The sequence below is a fragment of the Pseudoalteromonas sp. L23 genome, from assembly GCF_021728455.1.
In the GTDB taxonomy this organism is placed as follows: Bacteria; Pseudomonadota; Gammaproteobacteria; order Enterobacterales; family Alteromonadaceae; genus Pseudoalteromonas.
On sequence record NZ_JAKKCW010000015.1, the window covers coordinates 50,751 to 68,472 of the forward strand.

General features: G+C 44.5%; 15 protein-coding genes. 9 read left to right on the plus strand and 6 right to left on the minus strand.

Annotated features, from left to right (window positions below; genetic code table 11):
* The first annotated feature begins 78 nt into the window (after positions 1-78).
* Entirely contained in the window at positions 79-1,695 is a 1,617-nt protein-coding gene (locus L3V43_RS19700; RefSeq protein WP_102056399.1) for a tetratricopeptide repeat protein, read from the plus strand.
* Positions 1,696-1,726: 31 nt separating this feature from the next.
* Here L3V43_RS19700 and L3V43_RS19705 read toward each other — a convergent pair whose 3' ends face one another.
* Positions 1,727-2,200, minus strand: coding sequence for a hypothetical protein (locus tag L3V43_RS19705; protein WP_237117237.1), 474 nt, complete (start codon positions 2,198-2,200; stop codon positions 1,727-1,729).
* Positions 2,201-2,568: 368 nt separating this feature from the next.
* On the opposite strand from L3V43_RS19705, the gene L3V43_RS19710 reads away from it, so the two are divergent.
* The 3 genes from L3V43_RS19710 (at position 2,569) to L3V43_RS19720 (ending at position 7,743) form a co-directional block, all read left to right on the plus strand.
* Positions 2,569-4,170 carry a hypothetical protein gene (locus L3V43_RS19710; protein WP_237117238.1) on the plus strand — a complete coding sequence of 534 codons (1,602 nt, stop codon included), beginning with the start codon at positions 2,569-2,571 and terminating at the stop codon, positions 4,168-4,170.
* Between the two features lie 49 nt (positions 4,171-4,219).
* Positions 4,220-6,208: a hypothetical protein gene (locus tag L3V43_RS19715; protein ID WP_237117239.1), complete on the plus strand. Its 1,989-nt coding sequence runs from the start codon at positions 4,220-4,222 to the stop codon at positions 6,206-6,208.
* Positions 6,209-6,297: 89 nt separating this feature from the next.
* Positions 6,298-7,743, plus strand: a complete 1,446-nt coding sequence (locus L3V43_RS19720; protein ID WP_102056396.1) for a metallophosphoesterase — start codon at positions 6,298-6,300, stop codon at positions 7,741-7,743.
* Positions 7,744-7,760: 17 nt separating this feature from the next.
* Here the strand turns inward: L3V43_RS19720 and L3V43_RS19725 are convergent, their stop codons facing one another.
* Positions 7,761-8,960, minus strand: a complete 1,200-nt coding sequence (locus L3V43_RS19725) for an MFS transporter (RefSeq protein ID WP_102056395.1) — start codon at positions 8,958-8,960, stop codon at positions 7,761-7,763.
* Positions 8,961-9,068: 108 nt separating this feature from the next.
* Here L3V43_RS19725 and L3V43_RS19730 point away from each other — a divergent pair, with 108 nt between their 5' ends.
* Positions 9,069-9,647: a TetR/AcrR family transcriptional regulator gene (locus L3V43_RS19730; RefSeq protein WP_102056394.1), complete on the plus strand. Its 579-nt coding sequence runs from the start codon at positions 9,069-9,071 to the stop codon at positions 9,645-9,647.
* A 29-nt stretch (positions 9,648-9,676) separates the two neighbouring features.
* Here L3V43_RS19730 and L3V43_RS19735 read toward each other — a convergent pair whose 3' ends face one another.
* From L3V43_RS19735 to L3V43_RS19745, 3 genes are all read right to left on the minus strand, one after another.
* Entirely contained in the window at positions 9,677-10,213 is a 537-nt protein-coding gene (locus L3V43_RS19735) for a hypothetical protein (protein ID WP_102056393.1), read from the minus strand.
* 14 nt (positions 10,214-10,227) lie between these two features.
* Entirely contained in the window at positions 10,228-10,809 is a 582-nt protein-coding gene (locus L3V43_RS19740; RefSeq protein ID WP_102056392.1) for a hypothetical protein, read from the minus strand.
* A gap of 109 nt (positions 10,810-10,918) precedes the next feature.
* Positions 10,919-13,045 (minus strand): TonB-dependent siderophore receptor, encoded by a 2,127-nt coding sequence (locus L3V43_RS19745; RefSeq protein WP_102056391.1) that lies wholly within the window; start codon positions 13,043-13,045, stop codon positions 10,919-10,921.
* Between the two features lie 327 nt (positions 13,046-13,372).
* On the opposite strand from L3V43_RS19745, the gene L3V43_RS19750 reads away from it, so the two are divergent.
* Positions 13,373-14,527, plus strand: a complete 1,155-nt coding sequence (locus L3V43_RS19750; RefSeq protein ID WP_102056390.1) for a PepSY-associated TM helix domain-containing protein — start codon at positions 13,373-13,375, stop codon at positions 14,525-14,527.
* 6 nt (positions 14,528-14,533) lie between these two features.
* Positions 14,534-15,007, plus strand: a complete 474-nt coding sequence (locus tag L3V43_RS19755) for a hypothetical protein (RefSeq protein WP_102056389.1) — start codon at positions 14,534-14,536, stop codon at positions 15,005-15,007.
* A 226-nt stretch (positions 15,008-15,233) separates the two neighbouring features.
* On the opposite strand, the gene ggt is transcribed toward L3V43_RS19755, so the two are convergent.
* Complete coding sequence (gene ggt / locus L3V43_RS19760; RefSeq protein ID WP_237117240.1) at positions 15,234-16,976, minus strand: gamma-glutamyltransferase; 1,743 nt, start codon at positions 16,974-16,976, stop codon at positions 15,234-15,236.
* Positions 16,977-17,279: 303 nt separating this feature from the next.
* Here ggt and L3V43_RS19765 point away from each other — a divergent pair, with 303 nt between their 5' ends.
* Positions 17,280-17,462, plus strand: coding sequence for a hypothetical protein (locus tag L3V43_RS19765; protein WP_010604114.1), 183 nt, complete (start codon positions 17,280-17,282; stop codon positions 17,460-17,462).
* Positions 17,463-17,494: 32 nt separating this feature from the next.
* Entirely contained in the window at positions 17,495-17,707 is a 213-nt protein-coding gene (locus L3V43_RS19770; RefSeq protein ID WP_010604115.1) for a hypothetical protein, read from the plus strand.
* Positions 17,708-17,722: the final 15 nt, after the last annotated feature.

A 17,722-nucleotide genomic window follows, 5' to 3' on the forward strand; every position in this document is an offset into this window, starting at 1 on the left:
AAGATTTATTAAAGGCAGACACGACTTTTTGTTATCACTATATTAATATGTAAAAACAATGTATCTAGACTAATATTTATGCCTTTGCTTGCTTTGTTTTTCGCATTACTGCTCGTTGTGTTACCGGCGCATGGTTCAGAATGCCCAAGTGCTAATAATGCTAACCTCACAAGCCAAATTTTGTCTTGTAAGCAACATCTTGAAACGCTTGAACCCAACGGTGCTCAAGCTTTTGATGCACATCTTGAGCTTGTGAGCTTGTATCGTCGAGCGGGTGACATAAAGCTCAGCAATCAAATACTGGATGAGTTGATGGCATGGAAGTTAACCACACTTCAGCGCTTTCAGGTGTTAAGACAAAGTGGTATTAATCGTTACCGCCAGCGCAATTATATTCAAGCGCTGGAGAGCTTCCACGAAGCGCAAACGCTTGCGGCTAAGTTGCAACAAAACGAACTCCTGGGTAAATCGGCAAACGATTTAGCTAATGCTTATCAGGCACTCGGAGATCTAGATACCGCCCTTACTTTATTTTTAGAAAGCTACCAAATAGCGAAAGCAACAAATGACCTGCAGAGACAAGCGATCACACTTAATAATTTAGGGAATGTGTCGAGGGATATTAATCAGTTGGATGATGCCATTCTCTCATTTCGTCAAGCCCATGCGCTCCACCAACAAGCCGGCGACCAGGTCAAAGCGAACCACACCTTGCTAAGCATAGCGGAAGTCTTCTACAAAAAGCGCGACTACAACAAAGCAACTGAAATCATTGAAGATTTACTTCAACCTTTGACACAAAGTGGCGCCTATACCCAATTGTCTCGAGCCTATTTATTATTGGCCGAAATTGCCATTGCTCAAAATCATATCGCTCAGGCACAACAGCAACTTGCTTCATTTAAACGTACTCGGCAACTAATTCAACACGGTAAAGTGGATCAGCGAGCACTGCTTATTGAAGCCAAACTCAAGCAGCTTGAGGGCGATAACCTAACTGCACAAACGTTACTTAAACAGGGACTTGAAGCACATAATCAGCAAAATAGTCAGCTTACCGAATTATTTTACATTGCCTTATTGCAGTCCCAGCTACAAACACACGCTTATAAAGAAGCAGTAGAGACCGCACAGCGTTATAATGACATGCTTAAAAGTAGTCGTGTACAGAGTGAAAACCTTTATCAATTTCGCCTTCAAAGCGCTAACGTCTTGACCGCGCCTAAGCGCCAAACAGAGACAAGCATGTTGTCTCATGTACTCGTCGGGTTTATCACATTTTTAGCAGGTGTTTTGGTTACTTACTGCTTTATTCGCAATACCGCCCGCGCCGATACTCATGGCGTGCACAGTAAACATACGAGCATTGATGAACAGGCCGCTAGACAATTAATGGTTGAGGTAATGACACTCACTTTGACGCTTTGGGAGCAAAGTAGTGGCAAAACTCGTGTCGAATTAGCGGAAGAAAGCAAAGTGTGGAAAGTGAATATCGATGATGGTCGCTTACGAGTGCGCACTCTTGAACGCTATCTTAATATCAAAACGCTGCCCAAAAAGCCGCGTATTCGAAATATTGTTACCACGGCACAATATGTACTCACTCAATGCCAAGACGCTAATTTCGATACTGCGCCCCTTTCTCAAAAAGTTGCACAACTGGAGCAAATCATAGCGTGCTCCAACGCTACTTGATATCTACAACAAAGGGGCTTTTGCCCCTTCTCTAGTTATCCGTCGCGGTCTCACATAAATAGCATGCTAAAGTCACGCCCATACCGGCATCATACTCTTGGTGATGACGGTCTCCTTTGAATTCAAAAGGTCCTTCAAAGCGTGGATACACTGTCATATCAGGTTTTAGGCTATTACTAAAGCCTTTCATATTATGATGTAGAGATTGACACATTTTATTACCCATATCATAAGCAAGTCGCCAATCATCAAACTGGCCACAATCTAGTCGTGGTGTAATACGACCAGGAATACTCTGCTTAGGACTGGTACAAACGTTACTTCCTTCACTATGTAAATATTTAAAGGTGCCAGCAGTTAATGTCATTTTACCTAGCAAAATCGTTTGCCGCTTTGGACATTTCGCCCCATCAGCAACTTCGAGCTGCGCTATCATTTCTGGGCTATGGGCTTGTACAAAGCTCGCAATCAAAGTTGCTCCCAATACTACTATTACTCGTCTCATAACTGTCTCCTTATTGGTTATGACACCGTTACTCGATTGCGAATGTACTCACGCTGAGACTCCAATAACGGCGATAGCAAAATCCTGCCTCAAGCGAATATTGATTGCAGCAAAAGTTACGGGGCAATTGGGTAAATTCGGGTAAAAATATAAGCAGACCTTTGATATTTAAGTTTTTATTTACCACAGCTTGATATCAAAACTTACCTAACCCAATGCGTCCGTTTAATATCAAAGGTTTTACCCAAGTTGACCCTAACTGGCCCTACAACCTCCTATTCAATCGCTGAAAAAGTTTCCAACATCACAAGGCAAGTTAACAATGCATGAGGCATGTTGACTCAGCACAACGATGAAGGAATAGAAAAATGAAACAGAGAAATTTCACCCCAAAGTTAGTCAGCCTAGTTACCAGCACGTTGTTACTGGGTAGTATTTCGCTACAAGCCGCAGAAGAATATGGAGAAATGGCCCCCTCTCAAGTAAGCCCAGAAGCGTGGCAAGCCATTTCAAACTGGTCTCAAGACCGTGTTTCCTTGCTTGAATATATATCTGACAACGACGAAGAATATGAATTAGACCGCTATGTCGATAGCTTGATCCGCGACTATCGAGATGGAGAGATGCTAAGCCAAGCAAAAGCTTTAGATCAAAACGTGTTATCAGCATGGGAAAATGCTTTTACCGAGCAAACGCCTGAAGATAACTTTTTCTTTACTCGATATCTTATTCAATTTAAACCGACGGTATTCGAAAAATGGACACAACAGCAAAAAGTGCCAACGCTCAGCCAACATTTAGAGCGAAATGCATCGCAGCTTTACAGCACTTGGCACAAGGAGTACGCAGCTCCTAAACGTAAAGGGCTCTCGGTACTTGAATACGATAGGACGCTACCGTCAGATACTCTTGCCGAATTAAAAGAATTGCTGACTAAAAAACCCATCTTCGGGCCTAAGTCACAATGCTCATGTCAGATGGTGACCCCTTCAACCAGCACAGGCCAAGTAGTCACTAACTACCCATCAACCCAAACGCCTTGGAGCACATCCACCAGCGATGGTAGTGGTTTTTCTAAGCACCATGCTTATGTCAATACCTCAGCCTACGGCGCCTTTCACTCAGCTAAGGGGAAACGTTGGTCAAAAAATAAAGCGCTCAGTTTCGATAACACCTCAGCCCATAACTCGACAGAGTTCCACGTCAAAATGTTGTGTGCAGACACCGGGGGATTTGCATGTAATCAAAGTAATGCCTGTTCGGGCAATTTAGAAGTCAGAGGCACTTATTCAGCTCGCTACCATGTAACTGGGCAAGCTAAAAAAATCTGGTCAAAAGGTACCAACTCACACGCAACCGACGGCGCAAAATTTGCGGTCGATTTGCCAGGAGCTGCACCTGAAGTCATCTTGTTTAATAAAGCCGGTGGCGCAGCCATGGGATATAACACCACATGGAATTTAAACTCCACCATTGGAGTCGTTAAAGCCGCACTTGGCATTACTTCTGCAATCGTCAATGGCAACCCTGGCAGCTTGCTTGATGGTCAATTGGCCGATGCGCTCATCACCAACTTGGCAGGCATGATAACGCGTTCGGGTAATCAAGCCAGTGTTACCACCACAATGCGCGCGCGCTTTGATTCGTCCGACGTCAGCCCTTTCTTGTTGCAACCCAATGAGGTGTATCACTTTACCCTTGATTCGAAAGGTCGGGTGCAAGCCAGAGGCTACGGTGGTTATTCGGACAGTCATTACGAATATGGTAGCTCAGGCGCGGTGATGTATGCAGCAAATCACTTTACCTGCGGCAGCAATGTCAATGCCCCAGCACCAACAGGGTTATGGTTCTATTCGTCACAATCCGGTCCAGATAGCGACGCGTCGTTACGTAGTGACGTTGAAAACTGGCTCTCTGTGCAGCTCAACAAACCCGTTAATGCAGGCCAACGCCAAGGCATCATTCACTAGGCTTTGCTAAGGGTGGCCATGCGCTGCCCTACTCCAATAAGGAAAGATTATGAATAAGTTCATCGCCACCACGCTTACCTGCTGGGCTTTGTCTTTGAGTGTTAACGCCTCAGCAGAGTCAGAGCACTACGATACATCAACCCTACCGCTATTATTTCACGCAGGACAACAAGGTTATCAAGCCCTTTCACCTTGGTATTCTTTTCAGTATCAGAACCAAAGGATCACCTTACAAACATGCGCAGAAGATGCCTGCAAACAAACGCTGCAATTTCCCCAATTAGAGCAAACTGCACCATTCAATAGCGAGACGTATGAGCCCAGCTATCAAGGTGAAGCTGGAAACATGAAAAAGTTAGAGAGTTACTCTCAACTCCAGCTCGGTTATCTAAAAGAAAACAGACTCTATGCCAGCGGCAATCAACGGCGCTTACTGTTCACGTTACAACTCGCGTCGGGTAAAGCTGAGTTACCCTTTGTATTTAATGATAACTATGACGAATCTCTGGCAAAAGATAAGTCATCCCTTACTCGAAGTTTCTCCTCCTGCGCCAAAGCCTGTAATACCACTTGGCAAGCATTTAGCGTGGATAAATCTGGTCAATATAGTCCGGCTATTTTTGTTCGAGATGAAACCGGAAATTGGCTTATTCAAAGTACTCGCGACGCCATTCGCATTGAACTTACCACCTTAATCGGACAATATCAGCCACCGGCGCTGCGTCATCACCACAATGACACCACACAGTCTAGCTATTCGTTGAATGACGATAGTTTAATTGTTACTCGCCAAGCTGATAGCGTATCTCGTCACATACTTAACCAAACTCAGGTTGTGGGTCTAAGTGATAAGCATTGGTTGCTGCTTCAAAATACCGACCTCACCCTCACGGATAACAACTCAAATATACAAGCCAAGCGTCCAATCGCGCAACTTGAGCTATCACGCTTACTGGCAAGCTATCTTGATAATGATCGCTTATATTTATTAGGGTTAGCACCAAGAGACGCTGTGATTAAACCATCGCAGCAAACGATTATGACGCAGTATCCAAAGCTTCATGAAGACGCCCTCGTTGCCACCTCTCTACTAGAACTAGATTTAGGGCTACAGGTTATTTCGGCCACAACGGTATTTATTCCTGACACCGAGTTTGCTGATATTCGCATTACTCGCAATGCGTGGGGAATATTGGTTAGCTCCGGCGAAGTTTCGGCACGTTCAACAACACATACATATGAAAGCAACCAATCGGCATCAGCAATGTCTGGCTGCCCGATGATAGCCAATGGCTATGGTTATGGCCTGCTATGCTGGAAGGCGTTAAATAACCCAACACTCACCTATACTCCCAATGCCGCAAGCACAATGATCCCAACGACGGTGGTTGACAACACAACGCCAAATCTAATGAATCAATTAGAAAACAATCAATATGGGATTATTTTTAAAAATGGGGCAACGCCAACCGATCCGGGTGGAGTGTGGACTCATCCAGATAATGTTGCCACCAGTAAGGAAGATTTAGGATTGGCTGTGGCCATGTACCATTATCGCTGGGGTTCACCTGTCGCGGCAAATATCGTCTACCCATCAGGAAGCCCCGCACATCCTGTGATGTTTAGAAAGGTGGAATATCAAGCAGCGAATAGCAGTAATTTGCCACATAATGTTTGTAATCATTTTGCTGCCAGCTCAGGTTACCCTGAGTATCAGGCGGCTGATGCTTGTATGACACAGCCAGGTTTTGGCCTATTTAGCCTCGAAGACCTTACCTTCGACCGTTGGCAAGGAGGGAATTATTATCCGAACCAAACAGTCAGTGGGCAGGATAATTCTTGGTTTCCTTGGTATACCAACTTTGTTGGCGATCCACCGGTAACAGAAACCTTTGAACAGGCCTCGAGTGCTGAAATGCTTGCACGATTGCAATTTAACCTAGCGCAGTTTGGTAAAATCAACCAAGACACCTATGTTAACGGCACACGCTTTAGCCAAGACACAGTCACCGGCTTCTACCGCTGTAGCCACCAATAACCAGCAGAAGCAAGATATTCGTATTCGAAACTCGCAAATTGTTAACAATGCATTAAACTTCATTCAACTGTTCAAAAAGGAATGAAGTCATGCGCATCATCATCGCTATTGCGACGCTCAATTTAATTGCTTGTAGCAGCACGTTTGCAGTCCAACAAGCGAATACCAAAGTATTAGGCGCTTACTCAATGTTCGCGCCTTCCACTACAGAAGCCCCAAATATCTACGCGCGCGTCGTTGTTGACGGCGTGCTCAGCGACGCCAACCAATGCCCAAGCTTGCTCTTTGGTAAAAAATCTATGCCGATGCAGTTGCGAGCAATGCGTCCGAACCAAACACATTTTCCAGTCTCTGTATGCGAAGCGAAAATCTCCCCAAACACGGCTTATACCGTCAGTGATAGTCAATTCTCGTTAGCGCCCGTGACATTCGATCCGAATAAAATTGCGGTTTTTGGCGACACTGGCTGTAAGTCATCAGTTTGCGAAAACAACACTGCTGCCGAGCCGTTTAAAACCCTCGCAGAGCAAGGGGCAAAGCAACAACCACAATTGTTGCTCCATATGGGGGATTTCAACTATCGAGGTACCGGAGGTGCGATTTCCGGTGATACCTATGCTTATGACGCAGGCGATGGTGGATATGGTGGTACTAGCTGCGGTCTCAACGATACCTACTACAGTCAAAACGCGATAAATAGCCCAAGACCAGATACATGGAGCAACTGGCAAGCCGACTTTTTTGCCGCAACAACGGATCTTTCAGCAACCGCACCATGGATTTTTGCACGAGGCAATCATGAACTTTGTAGCCGCGCAGGAATTGGCTGGTTTTACTTTTTTGGCCCGGGAGCCAATCTTCCTGATGCCGTTGAGCAACAGCAATGTCCATCTCAAGGGGATTATAATCAACCGCCGCAATCTGCAAGTGCCCATATCATTGTGCAAAACTCCTATACCATCAACTTAAAACCGCTCAGTGTTTGGGTAATGGATAGCGCCAATGCCTGTGATGCCAGTGCAGACAATGGCCTAACAAAAGTCTACCAACAGCAATATCAACGACTTAATGTCAGAAGCGAACTACTCAAAGCCAAACCCATGTGGATTATGAGCCACAGACCCATCTGGGGCGTTGAAGACCCGACAACCAAAGACACGCTAAACGTGATGTTGCAAACCGCGCTGAAGAACACCAGACAAGGTAAGTTGCCTGAACACGTCACTTTATCACTCGCTGGACATATGCATATTTATCAGTCTTCCACCTTTGCTGCCAGTACCGCACGTCCTGCGCAAATCGTTGTCGGCAATAGCGGCGTCAGCCTCAGTGATACCAATGCCTTTAGCGAATTTGATTATGCACTTGATAGCCAAAACGCAATCGTTAACGAACAAGGTAAGTTCGGCTTTTTATCCATTAAGCTTGGCAAAGATGGCGCGTGGCAAGGAGAGTTTTTGGATGAAAGTGGTGCCGCTTTTCTAACCTGCAGCAGCGAAACTATAGATAAACAAGCGGTATGTCGCGCGAAGTAAGCGCGACTTTATACATCCTAATCACTGACAACTTGAGTTACTCGCCTGGTACCGCCCTGTTTTTGATACCAAGCGAGTAGCACCACGGTAGCAGCAGCGACCACTGCAACCCCAAATCCAAGATCCACGGTAAAGTGTTCAACGACCCACCCGGTCAACGCAGCCCCACCTGCAATCCCCACACCGAGCCCGGTAATTAGCCAAGTTAAGGCTTCAGTGAGTAAGCGTTTTGGTACGCTTTGCTCAACCAGACCCATGGCAATGATCATGGTTGGAGCAAACGCGAGTCCCGAAATAAACATCACTACCGCCAAGCCATAAACGTGGTTAACACTGAGTAATAGTACGCTCGCGATCAATGTAAATATCGCAAAACGTACAAGCAGTACTGGCATAGACACACGCCACTTAACGGCCCCAAATCCAAACCCAGCGATACAAGAACCAAGCGCGTACATCGACAATACTAAGCTGGCCGCAATTGGCATCCCTTGCAGCTGAGCAAAAGCGATACTTAATACATCGATAGCACCAACTATTACACCGAGCGCCAATAACACCAAACTAAGCAACTTAACCGTGGAGTTAGCCAGTGCGGAAGTTCGGGTCTGATTTTCACTTTGTTCTATTTTTGGCTCAGTGTCCTTTTGCGACACTAACCAAATACTGCCTATCACAAACAAAATAACCGCTAGCAACGGACCGGCTTGAGGAAAGAGCAAGCTGCTCAATGCAATCGCAAGTGGAGGTCCTATCACAAAGGTAATTTCATCCAGTACCGACTCAAAAGAATATGCCGTATTAAGTAAGCCTTGATCTGATTGTATCGCACTCCACCTAGCCCGAACTAAAGCCGGAACACTTGGCATAATGCCCGCACACATGGCTAAAACATAGAGGCTCCAAAGTGGCGCTTGCAAGTGACTTAATAGCAACAATGCCAGCGCAGATACTGCACTAAACAAGGCCGCAGGGATCACAACCTTGCGTTGCCCTACCCTATCAATCAGTCGCGACAACTGCGGCGCAGCAAATGCCATGGTAAAGGTAAATAGCGCAGCAATGGAACCTGCAATCCAATATGAGTCATAGAGTTGCGAAAGCATGGTGATTAACCCAATCGCCATCATAGAGAGCGGCATACGAGCAATAAAACCAGCACAGCTAAAATGCTTAGTTCCTTTTATCTTAAAAATTTCGGAGTAAGGATTATTCATTGATCTCTCCTTGAGATTATTTTCACATACAGTGTGTATGTAAAAATAATTGACATACACACTGTATGTCAATTATAAATTGCGTAGCTTTTCAATAAGGATCGCAAAATGACAACAAGAAGCAGCATGATGGAGAAAACCCGCAGCGAGCTATTGGCCCAAGCCAGAGTGCTTTTTGCAAGTAAAGGATTTGCAGGGACTGCATTAGAAGAGCTAACAGCGGATGTAGGACTCACTCGAGGAGCGCTGTATCATCACTTTGGCAACAAAAAAGGGTTGTTTTACGCGGTAGTACAGCAATTAGATAGTGAAATGGATCTCCGGCTCCGTGATATTGAACGTAGTGAAACCTCACCTCAGCAAGCGCTTTTGAAACGTGCAGAAACTTACTTGGATATGGCTACGGAGCCCGAGATACAGCGTATCATATTACGTGATGCGCAGTCGGTATTAGAGCCTGAACAACTCGAAAAAGCAGCTTCAGGGTGTGTGGCATCAATCACACAGTTACTAAGTGCAATCGCACCGCAACAGAGTTCTCAAGCGCATAAAACCAGCGCTCAATTTATCAATGGTGGATTAACGAGTCTCGCACTTTGGATTGCAAATCATCAAGTACCCGATCAAGCCGTAGATGATGCAAAACGTACCGCATACGAATTATTAAACCGTATTATGCCAGCTTAGATTTTACTTAATAAGAACATCACGCCGAATCATTCGAACTGTTCTAGCGTATGCATAAGACTAAACGGATGCTGTAAAAACTCGGCTTGGTAGGTTCTATTGCGAACACTTTCTGGTAGCTGGTTAAACTCCAACTCCGTTTCAACATAATCGAAATAAACGCTGGAGCTTACCGTGTTTAGCGCATTCACGAACCTTAAGACTCCTGACTGCTTTTGCACCGCTAAATTCGCGGCAACAAGTCTGGCGAATTCGCCATATTCTTCGGCTTCACATTCCCTTTTTTGGTGAATATAAAAATAAGATAAAACGATACCTCGCTGCTGCGGGGTAATATTAAGACTGTGTAATTGTTTTGGTGTAATAACACGCACATTTTCGCATGCCGCTTTTCTATCACCCAGTTGTGTTACGCTATTTAATAGCTCACTAAGCAGCGTCTTTTGAACAGGTTCAAGTTGTTCAACTGGATACTCAATAGTCGGCGTAAGATCTACTGACATTGTTTCAGCGTTAGTTTGCGGCGCAAACGCAAACAATATCAAAACTAATAGCAAGGGTTTCACAAATATTCCTTTTATCACTCGTGTCCGTGAACTTGCTCCAAGCTTTGAAACAAATTAAAGTTATCTCGAAGAAAATCCGCTCTTAGCGCGGCCATTTTAACGGTCTCAGGTAAAGCGTTGAACTCAGCCTCAAACTCAATAAAATTTGCGTAACGCCCAGAAGATAGCACGTTCATTGCTTTCACCAGCTTAAGCTCCCTCGGGCTCTTATGCATCACATAATTGATAGCGACTGTCCTTGTAAAAGCGCCAAACTCCGCAGATTCACACTGATTTTTGTTCAAACCATCAACATAAAAAAGCACAGTGGTGTAGTACTCTACATCCATTTTGAGTGAGTCCAATTGCGACCTTTTCAACACAGTCGCAACGTTGGCACATTCTATCCGTTTGTTGTGTAATCGGTTATAGCCCTTAATTAATTCAGCCATAGCTTGCTGCTCAAGGCTATGTAGCGCTAGGTCATGCAGTAAAGTGGTAAGTTCATTAGGTGGCAGCGGTAGCTGGTTAAGCACATTTTGATAGTCCGGAGTGGCGGACGCTGTACTCATATTTACTATAAAGCCAGCGACCAAAAAAGCAGGGGATAAATTCATTGTAAAATTCCTTTTTGACTGTACTACCCCCAAGCCTACAGTTCTTGCAATAAATAGACAATGAACAACAGCGTGGCCTATCAGCCACGCCTAGTTAGTTTACAATTTACTAAAAATCATAGCTAAAACTTAAGCTGTAATTTCTCGGCGCACCATAGCGATACTGATCAAAGAAGCCAATTTGGCTGTAGTACTTTTCATCGAAGAGGTTTTCTACGTTGAGTTGTAGCGCCATATTGTCTGCCAGTGCGTAGTTTGCCATCAAGCTAACCAATGCATAGGCATCTTGCTCTAGCCTATCGTTGCCCGTTACTGAATAAGTGTCATCCTGCCAGTTCACGCCACCACCAATCGTCAACTCAGGTAAAGCATTCACAAATTGGTAAGTCGTATACAACTTAAATTGCTTTCTTGGGTTATCCGTATTTACTTCAACGCCGTTGGCATCTTCTGCTTTGAATTGTGAATAACCCAAATGCACATCAAAACCGTCAGTTAACTGACCCACCACTTCAAATTCGAAACCTTTACTGGTTGTGCCTTCAGCAGCATATTGCGCGACTGTATTTACCGAACCAGGAACTATGTATCCAACATCATCTTGAGCTAGGTTATCTTGTTCGATTTGGAAAATCGCCAATGTTGTTTGCAGCGTGTCGTCTAGATAGGTACTTTTTAGCCCCACTTCGTATGATTTTCCTTTGATTGGATCAAGGAAATCACCATTACGGTCTTGGGCATTTTGCGGCTGGAATATTTCAGTGTAACTTGCATACACTCGCTGCGTTGTCGACAAGTCGTACAAGGCACCAGCGTAAGGTATAAATACGCCATTGTCGCCAAAATCAGTGATGACGCCATAGCTTTCGCCTTCGCGCTGCCAGCTCGACAACCGACCACCCGCTATTACTTTAAGTTCATCGCTAAGATTTAGCCTTGTTGCGGCGTAAAACCCTTTTTGCTCGGTATCCATATCTTGAGCAACTGAGGTTTCTGTGCCCCACGTCGGCTCAGGAAAATTACCATCCCACTCGTAAAAATTGCCAACTGGCAAAAAGGCATTATCGAGCGTAGCGAAAGTGAGTGTATCGGCACTCTGCTCACTGTAAAGCGCGCCAGTTACGAAATCATGCTCACGACCGGCGAGTTGATAAAAACCTTTAAGCTGGATATCAAAGCTGTCTTGGTTACTTTCACCTGTACTTTTATAGGGCCAAGACGCTAAGCCCTCACCTGTTGTTTTATCCAACGTGCCGAATAAATACAGCAGCTCTGTATCTTGCTCGTATTTCAGCTTGTTGTAATTGGCGACCAGTTCCCAACCATTTGCAAAGTTGTGGCTAAAGTTCACAAAAGCATTGGTGCCAGTAGTTTGCCACTCAGTCCAATTTGCAGCTGTGGTTTTTTCGACTTCCCAGTCTGTCTTACTTCCATCGGTAAAGAAAGTAGGTAATGCCCCCCAAGTTGGACTGGTAGGGTCGTTACGCTGATAGCTTGCACCAACGCGGATCGTCGAATGCGTGCTTAAATCCGCTTCTAGTACCCCATAAAGCACGGTACTTTCGTCAGAGAAGAGATCTAGATACGAGTCACCTTCTTCATACTTCGCGACCACTCGTCCACGCACACTGCCATCGTTAGTTAATCCATTGGCAACGTCCACCATCACTTCTTTATTGTTCCAGCTTCCCAAAGAGACACTGGCAAAACCTGTGAGGTCGGTGCTATTTGCATGTTTGCGTACTAGGTTAATAGAAGCTGAAGGATCGCCCGCACCGGTTAATAACCCGGTTGCACCACGCACAAACTCCACGCGCTCGTATATCGCAACATCCGCGATGGTTTCACCTGAATCACCTGCCAAACTCCATGACAAAGGAACGCCATCAATTTGATAGTTGGTAATGTCAAAGCCACGTGACTGCAACGTATTACGAACATTATCAACTTCTTTCGCTGACACCCCAATCGCATTTAACACAGTATCGGTTAATGTATCGAGTTTTTGCTCTTTGATCCGTGCAGCGGTAATAACACTAACAGATTGCGGCGTCTCAAGAAGTGATAACCCTAAGCCAGTTGCGGTGTCTATCACTTCATTGACGGTGTATTTTCCCGTCACAACTATTTTTTCAATTTCTTCTTTATCTTGCTGTGCTGCTTGCACCTGTAATGCTGACGTGCCGAGCGCTGCCATAACAGCAAATGAGAGCGTTTTGAGAGGCAGAGTGTTCACTGGGTTCATCCTAATATTGTAAAAATCGAAACGATCATAATGCAGATGATAACCATTAGCAATAACATTAAGGTAAATTACAACCAGTTTCGAACCCGATTTAAGGAACGTTCCCAAAATAAGTAACTAACTAATTTAAAACAACTTTCCTATAAAAGAAACAAGAAAGATAAACCGCTAAACGAATAAAACATGCTATTTAACGCACATCCAAATGAATATAATTGCCATTTACACTTTTAAAAAGATATACTTTATTTACATTTTTGCGCAAATACTCCCTCAGCTTTCATTTGTCGCCGTCATTCAAAGAACTAGGAACACACAATGGCAAAGAAAATAAGCAACAAGTTTTGGTTTCAGTTGCATGGTTGGTTTTCACTGCCAATATGGCTACTGTTTTGCTTTATTTGTATCACAGGTACCATTTCCGTTTTCAGCCATGAACTTACATGGCTTACCAACCCTGATTCTCGGGCATATAACCCCAGTCAGGTAAGTGAGATGTCAGCGGGCTCAGTGTTACGCACGTTTAAAGATGAGTACCCAAGTGCAGATGTCATGGGGCTCAATGTGAGAGAGCCCTATTTGACCTATGTGGTGATGTTTACCGACGTCGACAAGCCCTATGCGCTTGCATATGTAAACCAGTACACAGGGGCTGTTCAGGAAATAAATGACGGCAATACGTTTATTAACTTTATGCGTTCACTACATGGCTGGCTGCTATTTCCATGGCAAAATGGCTACAGTGTTGGTTACTATTTAGTGGCGTTTATGTCACTGATCCTATTGGGCGCGTTGATCACAGGCCTGGTGGTATACAAAAAGTTTTGGTTAGCGTTTTTTCAGTTTAAGCTGCGTAAATCACAAGGAGGTCGTACCCTTGCCGCTGACATCCATAAACTCAGTGGAGTATGGTCGCTTTGGTTTATGACCGTAATGAGCCTCACCGGACTGTGGTATTTAACGCAAGCGGTGCTGTGGCATGCTGGTGTTGAACTAGAACATCATGAAACATTAAATGCTGCGGATATACCCAACTCGACAATAAACGCGAATGCAGTAGAGACCAGTGTTGATCTAGCGCTCGCTGAAATCCAACAACAGTACACTGACTTTCGCCCAAGTTACATCATGCTACCTGAGCATAACCGCGATACGCTTAAAATCAGTGGCGCAAACGACTACGTACTCTATGACGATTACAGCATTAATATTGCCTACAACACTTGGAATGATACAGTCGTTCATCATGCAAACCCTGATTCAATGACAGGCTTACAAACGGTTATGCACATCACAGATCCACTGCACTACGGCACCATTGGAGGGATCTGGACAAAAGTCATCTGGTTTATTTTTGGCTGTATTTTATCCGGGATGTCAGTTACCGGATTTATCATGTATCAGCTTCGGACCAAACGCGCGCGTAGCCAAGAACGAAGCAATGCAAGACAACTAAAAGCACAACAAGGGTAAATCGCCATGAATGCAGTCAAACGCTTTATACAACACAATAAATATTGGTTAAATGCTCTATTGCTGGTATTGCCAGCTTGGTTTTATTATCAATCATTACATCCAGAATTTCCCGCTCCATTGGCGGAGCAAACACTTGGAAAGTACAGCATTACACCAATGCCTTTTGACGACAAGCCGCCATACATCCACGATAACTTATACGTCAAAGACTTCTTACTACTGTTCAATAAAGGTGACGTTGAATCTGTGCGCCAAGGCTATCTCAATATCGGCCCCAACGCGATGCCACTTGCACAGCTTATGAAGCATGAGCTCGGGATCCTTCACGGCACAAAACACGGTCAACACGTACATGCTTTAGCAAAGAAAACATTATCAAAAGACGACAAGGTTTGGCTGACGATTGAAACTTGGCAAGGCGAAGTCATCGTCATGAATTGGCCACTGCCAGAGTATTTAATCAAAGAAAGCGCATAGAAAAGGGGCATCTCGCCCCTACTCGATTTGAATTACACTTAAGACTCAATGGAAATCAGGATATTATACCAGTTGTATTAAGTAAATGATCTATCTTGAAGCGGGGAAATAGCTTTAGTAGCAAGGCAAAAATTTTGCTATTTAGTTGTTCTAAATGAGAAATTTTTAACGAAGCTAATATGCTATTTCACCCTTCAAATTTATTAGAGAATTAATTCAATTGGTATTAGTACCCCACCGCAGCGCTATCTGCACGCCTTGGATCTGAGGAGCCAAATAGACCTTTATCGGTAAGCATGATTGACTGGGTTGAGCCCATCGCATTCTGCTCTGAAAGTGTGTGTCCTTTGTTTTCTAGTAGACGTCGAGTATCCACATTTAAGCTACGTTCAATACGAATTTCATCTGGTAACCATTGGTGGTGAATACGCGGAGCCATGGTTGCTTCAGCAATGTTTAAGCCATGATCAATAACATTCATAATGATTTGCAGCGTGGTGGTGATAATACGTGAGCCACCAGGGCTACCCGTTACCAAAAAGGGTTTACCCTCTTTCATTACAATCGTGGGTGTCATTGAGCTCAGCGGGCGCTTCTTGCCTTCAACGGCGTTAGCTTCTCCACCAACCAAGCCAAAACCGTTTGGTGTGCCGGGCTTTGCCGAGAAATCATCCATTTCGTTGTTAAGTAGAATGCCAGTGCCAGCCGCGACAATACCTGAGCCATAGCTAAAATTGAGCGTGTAAGTGTTACTCACCGCATTGCCCCACTTATCTACCACAGAATAATGCGTGGTTTGGTTACTCTCATAAGGTAATAATTTACCGGGCTTAATCTCGCGGCTTGGCGTCGCTTTGTCTGCATTAATTTGTTTACTACGCTGCTTTGCATATTGCTTATCCACCAATGCTTTAACGGGTACGTCGTAGAAGTCAGGGTCGCCCAAATATTCGCTGCGGTCAGCATACGCACGCTTCATGACCTCAGCCATTAAATGGACGGTAGCAGCGCTATTATGCCCAAGCTCACCAATAGGGTATTGCTCCAGCATGTTGAGCATCTCTATGATATGCACACCACCAGATGAAGGAGGCGGCATAGAAACGATGTCGTAGCCGCGATATGTACCTTTTACTGGTTCACGCTCTACCGCTTTGTAGCCTTTTAAATCATCCAGCGACATAATGCCACCTGCTGCTTCTACCGCAGCAACAATTTTCTTTGCTGTCTCGCCCTGATAAAAGCCTGCACTGCCTTTTTCGGCAACAAGTTCCAAAGAGTGAGCCAAGTCAGCCTGCACCAGCCATTCATTTGGCTTATAGCTGCTACCATCTTTTTTATAAAACACGGCCTTAGACGCCGGTACATCGAGCATTCGTTCTTTAATATAATTATGAGAAAGCGAATTAGCTAAATCAGAGGTCACTTTAATGCCATCACGCGCCAATTTTATTGCAGGCTGAATAACTTGGCTAAGTGTCATGGTGCCGTATTTTTCGAGTGCTAACTCCATCCCCATAACAGTTCCGGGAACGCCCACGGCAAGGCCGTGCTGAAGGCTTAGCTTTGGGTTTACCTCGCCGTTTTCATCAATAAAGATGTCTTTGTGCGCACGGCTCGGCGCCATTTCGCGATAATCAATCGCAATGGTTTTATTCTCTTTTGCCAGATGCACTAGCATAAAGCCACCACCGCCGATATTTCCGGCCCTTGGCAAAGTCACGGCAAGACTAAAACCTACTGCAACAGCCGCATCAACGGCATTGCCACCTTGCTTTAAAATCTCTACACCAACCTGACTAGCAAGTGCCTCTTGGCTAGATACCATGCCGTGTTCAGCCCATATTGGCTGTGCCGTGGCTTTAGAACTAAATATTGGTGACTCGTCAGCTTGCGCCGTGTTACCAAACGCAACACCCGTACATAAGGAAACAGAGCAAGTCCACACCAAGGCTGTTAATTTACGCATCTTCATCCCGTTTTTTAATTATTCTCATGTTGCAGTGTTGCATGATTAAAAAGACCAAACAATATCGATGCGTTGGGCGACTGACAGTGCAAATTTACGTTACACCATAGTTACTGCACTCAAGGCTAAAAAGCAGCTTGTCATCGAGCATTGAAGTTACACAGGGTTGAAATAAGGCAATTGAGAAAAACACAAATTTAACCTTTAAAAAACATATTTGACAAATAATTTACGCTGGGTACAGTCAATAATGTAGTTTGTTTTTTGTACGACAATTCAAGCTTTCACAATAAGGAAAATAAGATGAAATTAACTCTAACAAAAAGAAAGATAAAACAACTGAACCATACTGCAGGCTTGGAAAAAGCCCAAACACCAAACATCGCGGGAGGTTATTTAACCGCGGGTTGTGACAGAGAAATAACCGAGTTATGCAACACGAAAGCATTTGGTTCTTGCTATAACTGTGGCTCTCTTCGCTGTTAATACGCTTTCTTACCACCCAAAGGAAATGAAAAATGAAAATTAAACTGAATAAAAAGCCGCTTAAAAACTTAAACAATGCTCAAGCTATTGCACCACAAGCAACCCCCCAAATTGGTGGTGGTGTAAACCGTTTGACTGATTTGGACTGTGTACCGACTAACCGCCACGATTGTCGTACAGGTGCTATCTCTTGTTACGGTGATCACGACTGTGCTTTCACAAATAGACAGTATATGTGCGATTAATTCTTTTTAGGCCCG

What these genes read in the sequence shown, in the direction of transcription:
- L3V43_RS19700 (WP_102056399.1), top strand. Translation starts at nt 79, where the DNA reads ATGCCTTTGCTTGCTTTGTTTTTCGCATTACTGCTCGTTGTGTTACCG.
- L3V43_RS19705 (WP_237117237.1), bottom strand. Translation starts at nt 2,200, where the DNA reads ATGAGACGAGTAATAGTAGTATTGGGAGCAACTTTGATTGCGAGCTTT.
- L3V43_RS19710 (WP_237117238.1), top strand. Translation starts at nt 2,569, where the DNA reads ATGAAACAGAGAAATTTCACCCCAAAGTTAGTCAGCCTAGTTACCAGC.
- L3V43_RS19715 (WP_237117239.1), top strand. Translation starts at nt 4,220, where the DNA reads ATGAATAAGTTCATCGCCACCACGCTTACCTGCTGGGCTTTGTCTTTG.
- L3V43_RS19720 (WP_102056396.1), top strand. Translation starts at nt 6,298, where the DNA reads ATGCGCATCATCATCGCTATTGCGACGCTCAATTTAATTGCTTGTAGC.
- L3V43_RS19725 (WP_102056395.1), bottom strand. Translation starts at nt 8,960, where the DNA reads ATGAATAATCCTTACTCCGAAATTTTTAAGATAAAAGGAACTAAGCAT.
- L3V43_RS19730 (WP_102056394.1), top strand. Translation starts at nt 9,069, where the DNA reads ATGACAACAAGAAGCAGCATGATGGAGAAAACCCGCAGCGAGCTATTG.
- L3V43_RS19740 (WP_102056392.1), bottom strand. Translation starts at nt 10,809, where the DNA reads ATGAATTTATCCCCTGCTTTTTTGGTCGCTGGCTTTATAGTAAATATG.
- L3V43_RS19750 (WP_102056390.1), top strand. Translation starts at nt 13,373, where the DNA reads ATGGCAAAGAAAATAAGCAACAAGTTTTGGTTTCAGTTGCATGGTTGG.
- L3V43_RS19755 (WP_102056389.1), top strand. Translation starts at nt 14,534, where the DNA reads ATGAATGCAGTCAAACGCTTTATACAACACAATAAATATTGGTTAAAT.
- ggt (WP_237117240.1), bottom strand. Translation starts at nt 16,976, where the DNA reads ATGCGTAAATTAACAGCCTTGGTGTGGACTTGCTCTGTTTCCTTATGT.
- L3V43_RS19765 (WP_010604114.1), top strand. Translation starts at nt 17,280, where the DNA reads ATGAAATTAACTCTAACAAAAAGAAAGATAAAACAACTGAACCATACT.
- L3V43_RS19770 (WP_010604115.1), top strand. Translation starts at nt 17,495, where the DNA reads ATGAAAATTAAACTGAATAAAAAGCCGCTTAAAAACTTAAACAATGCT.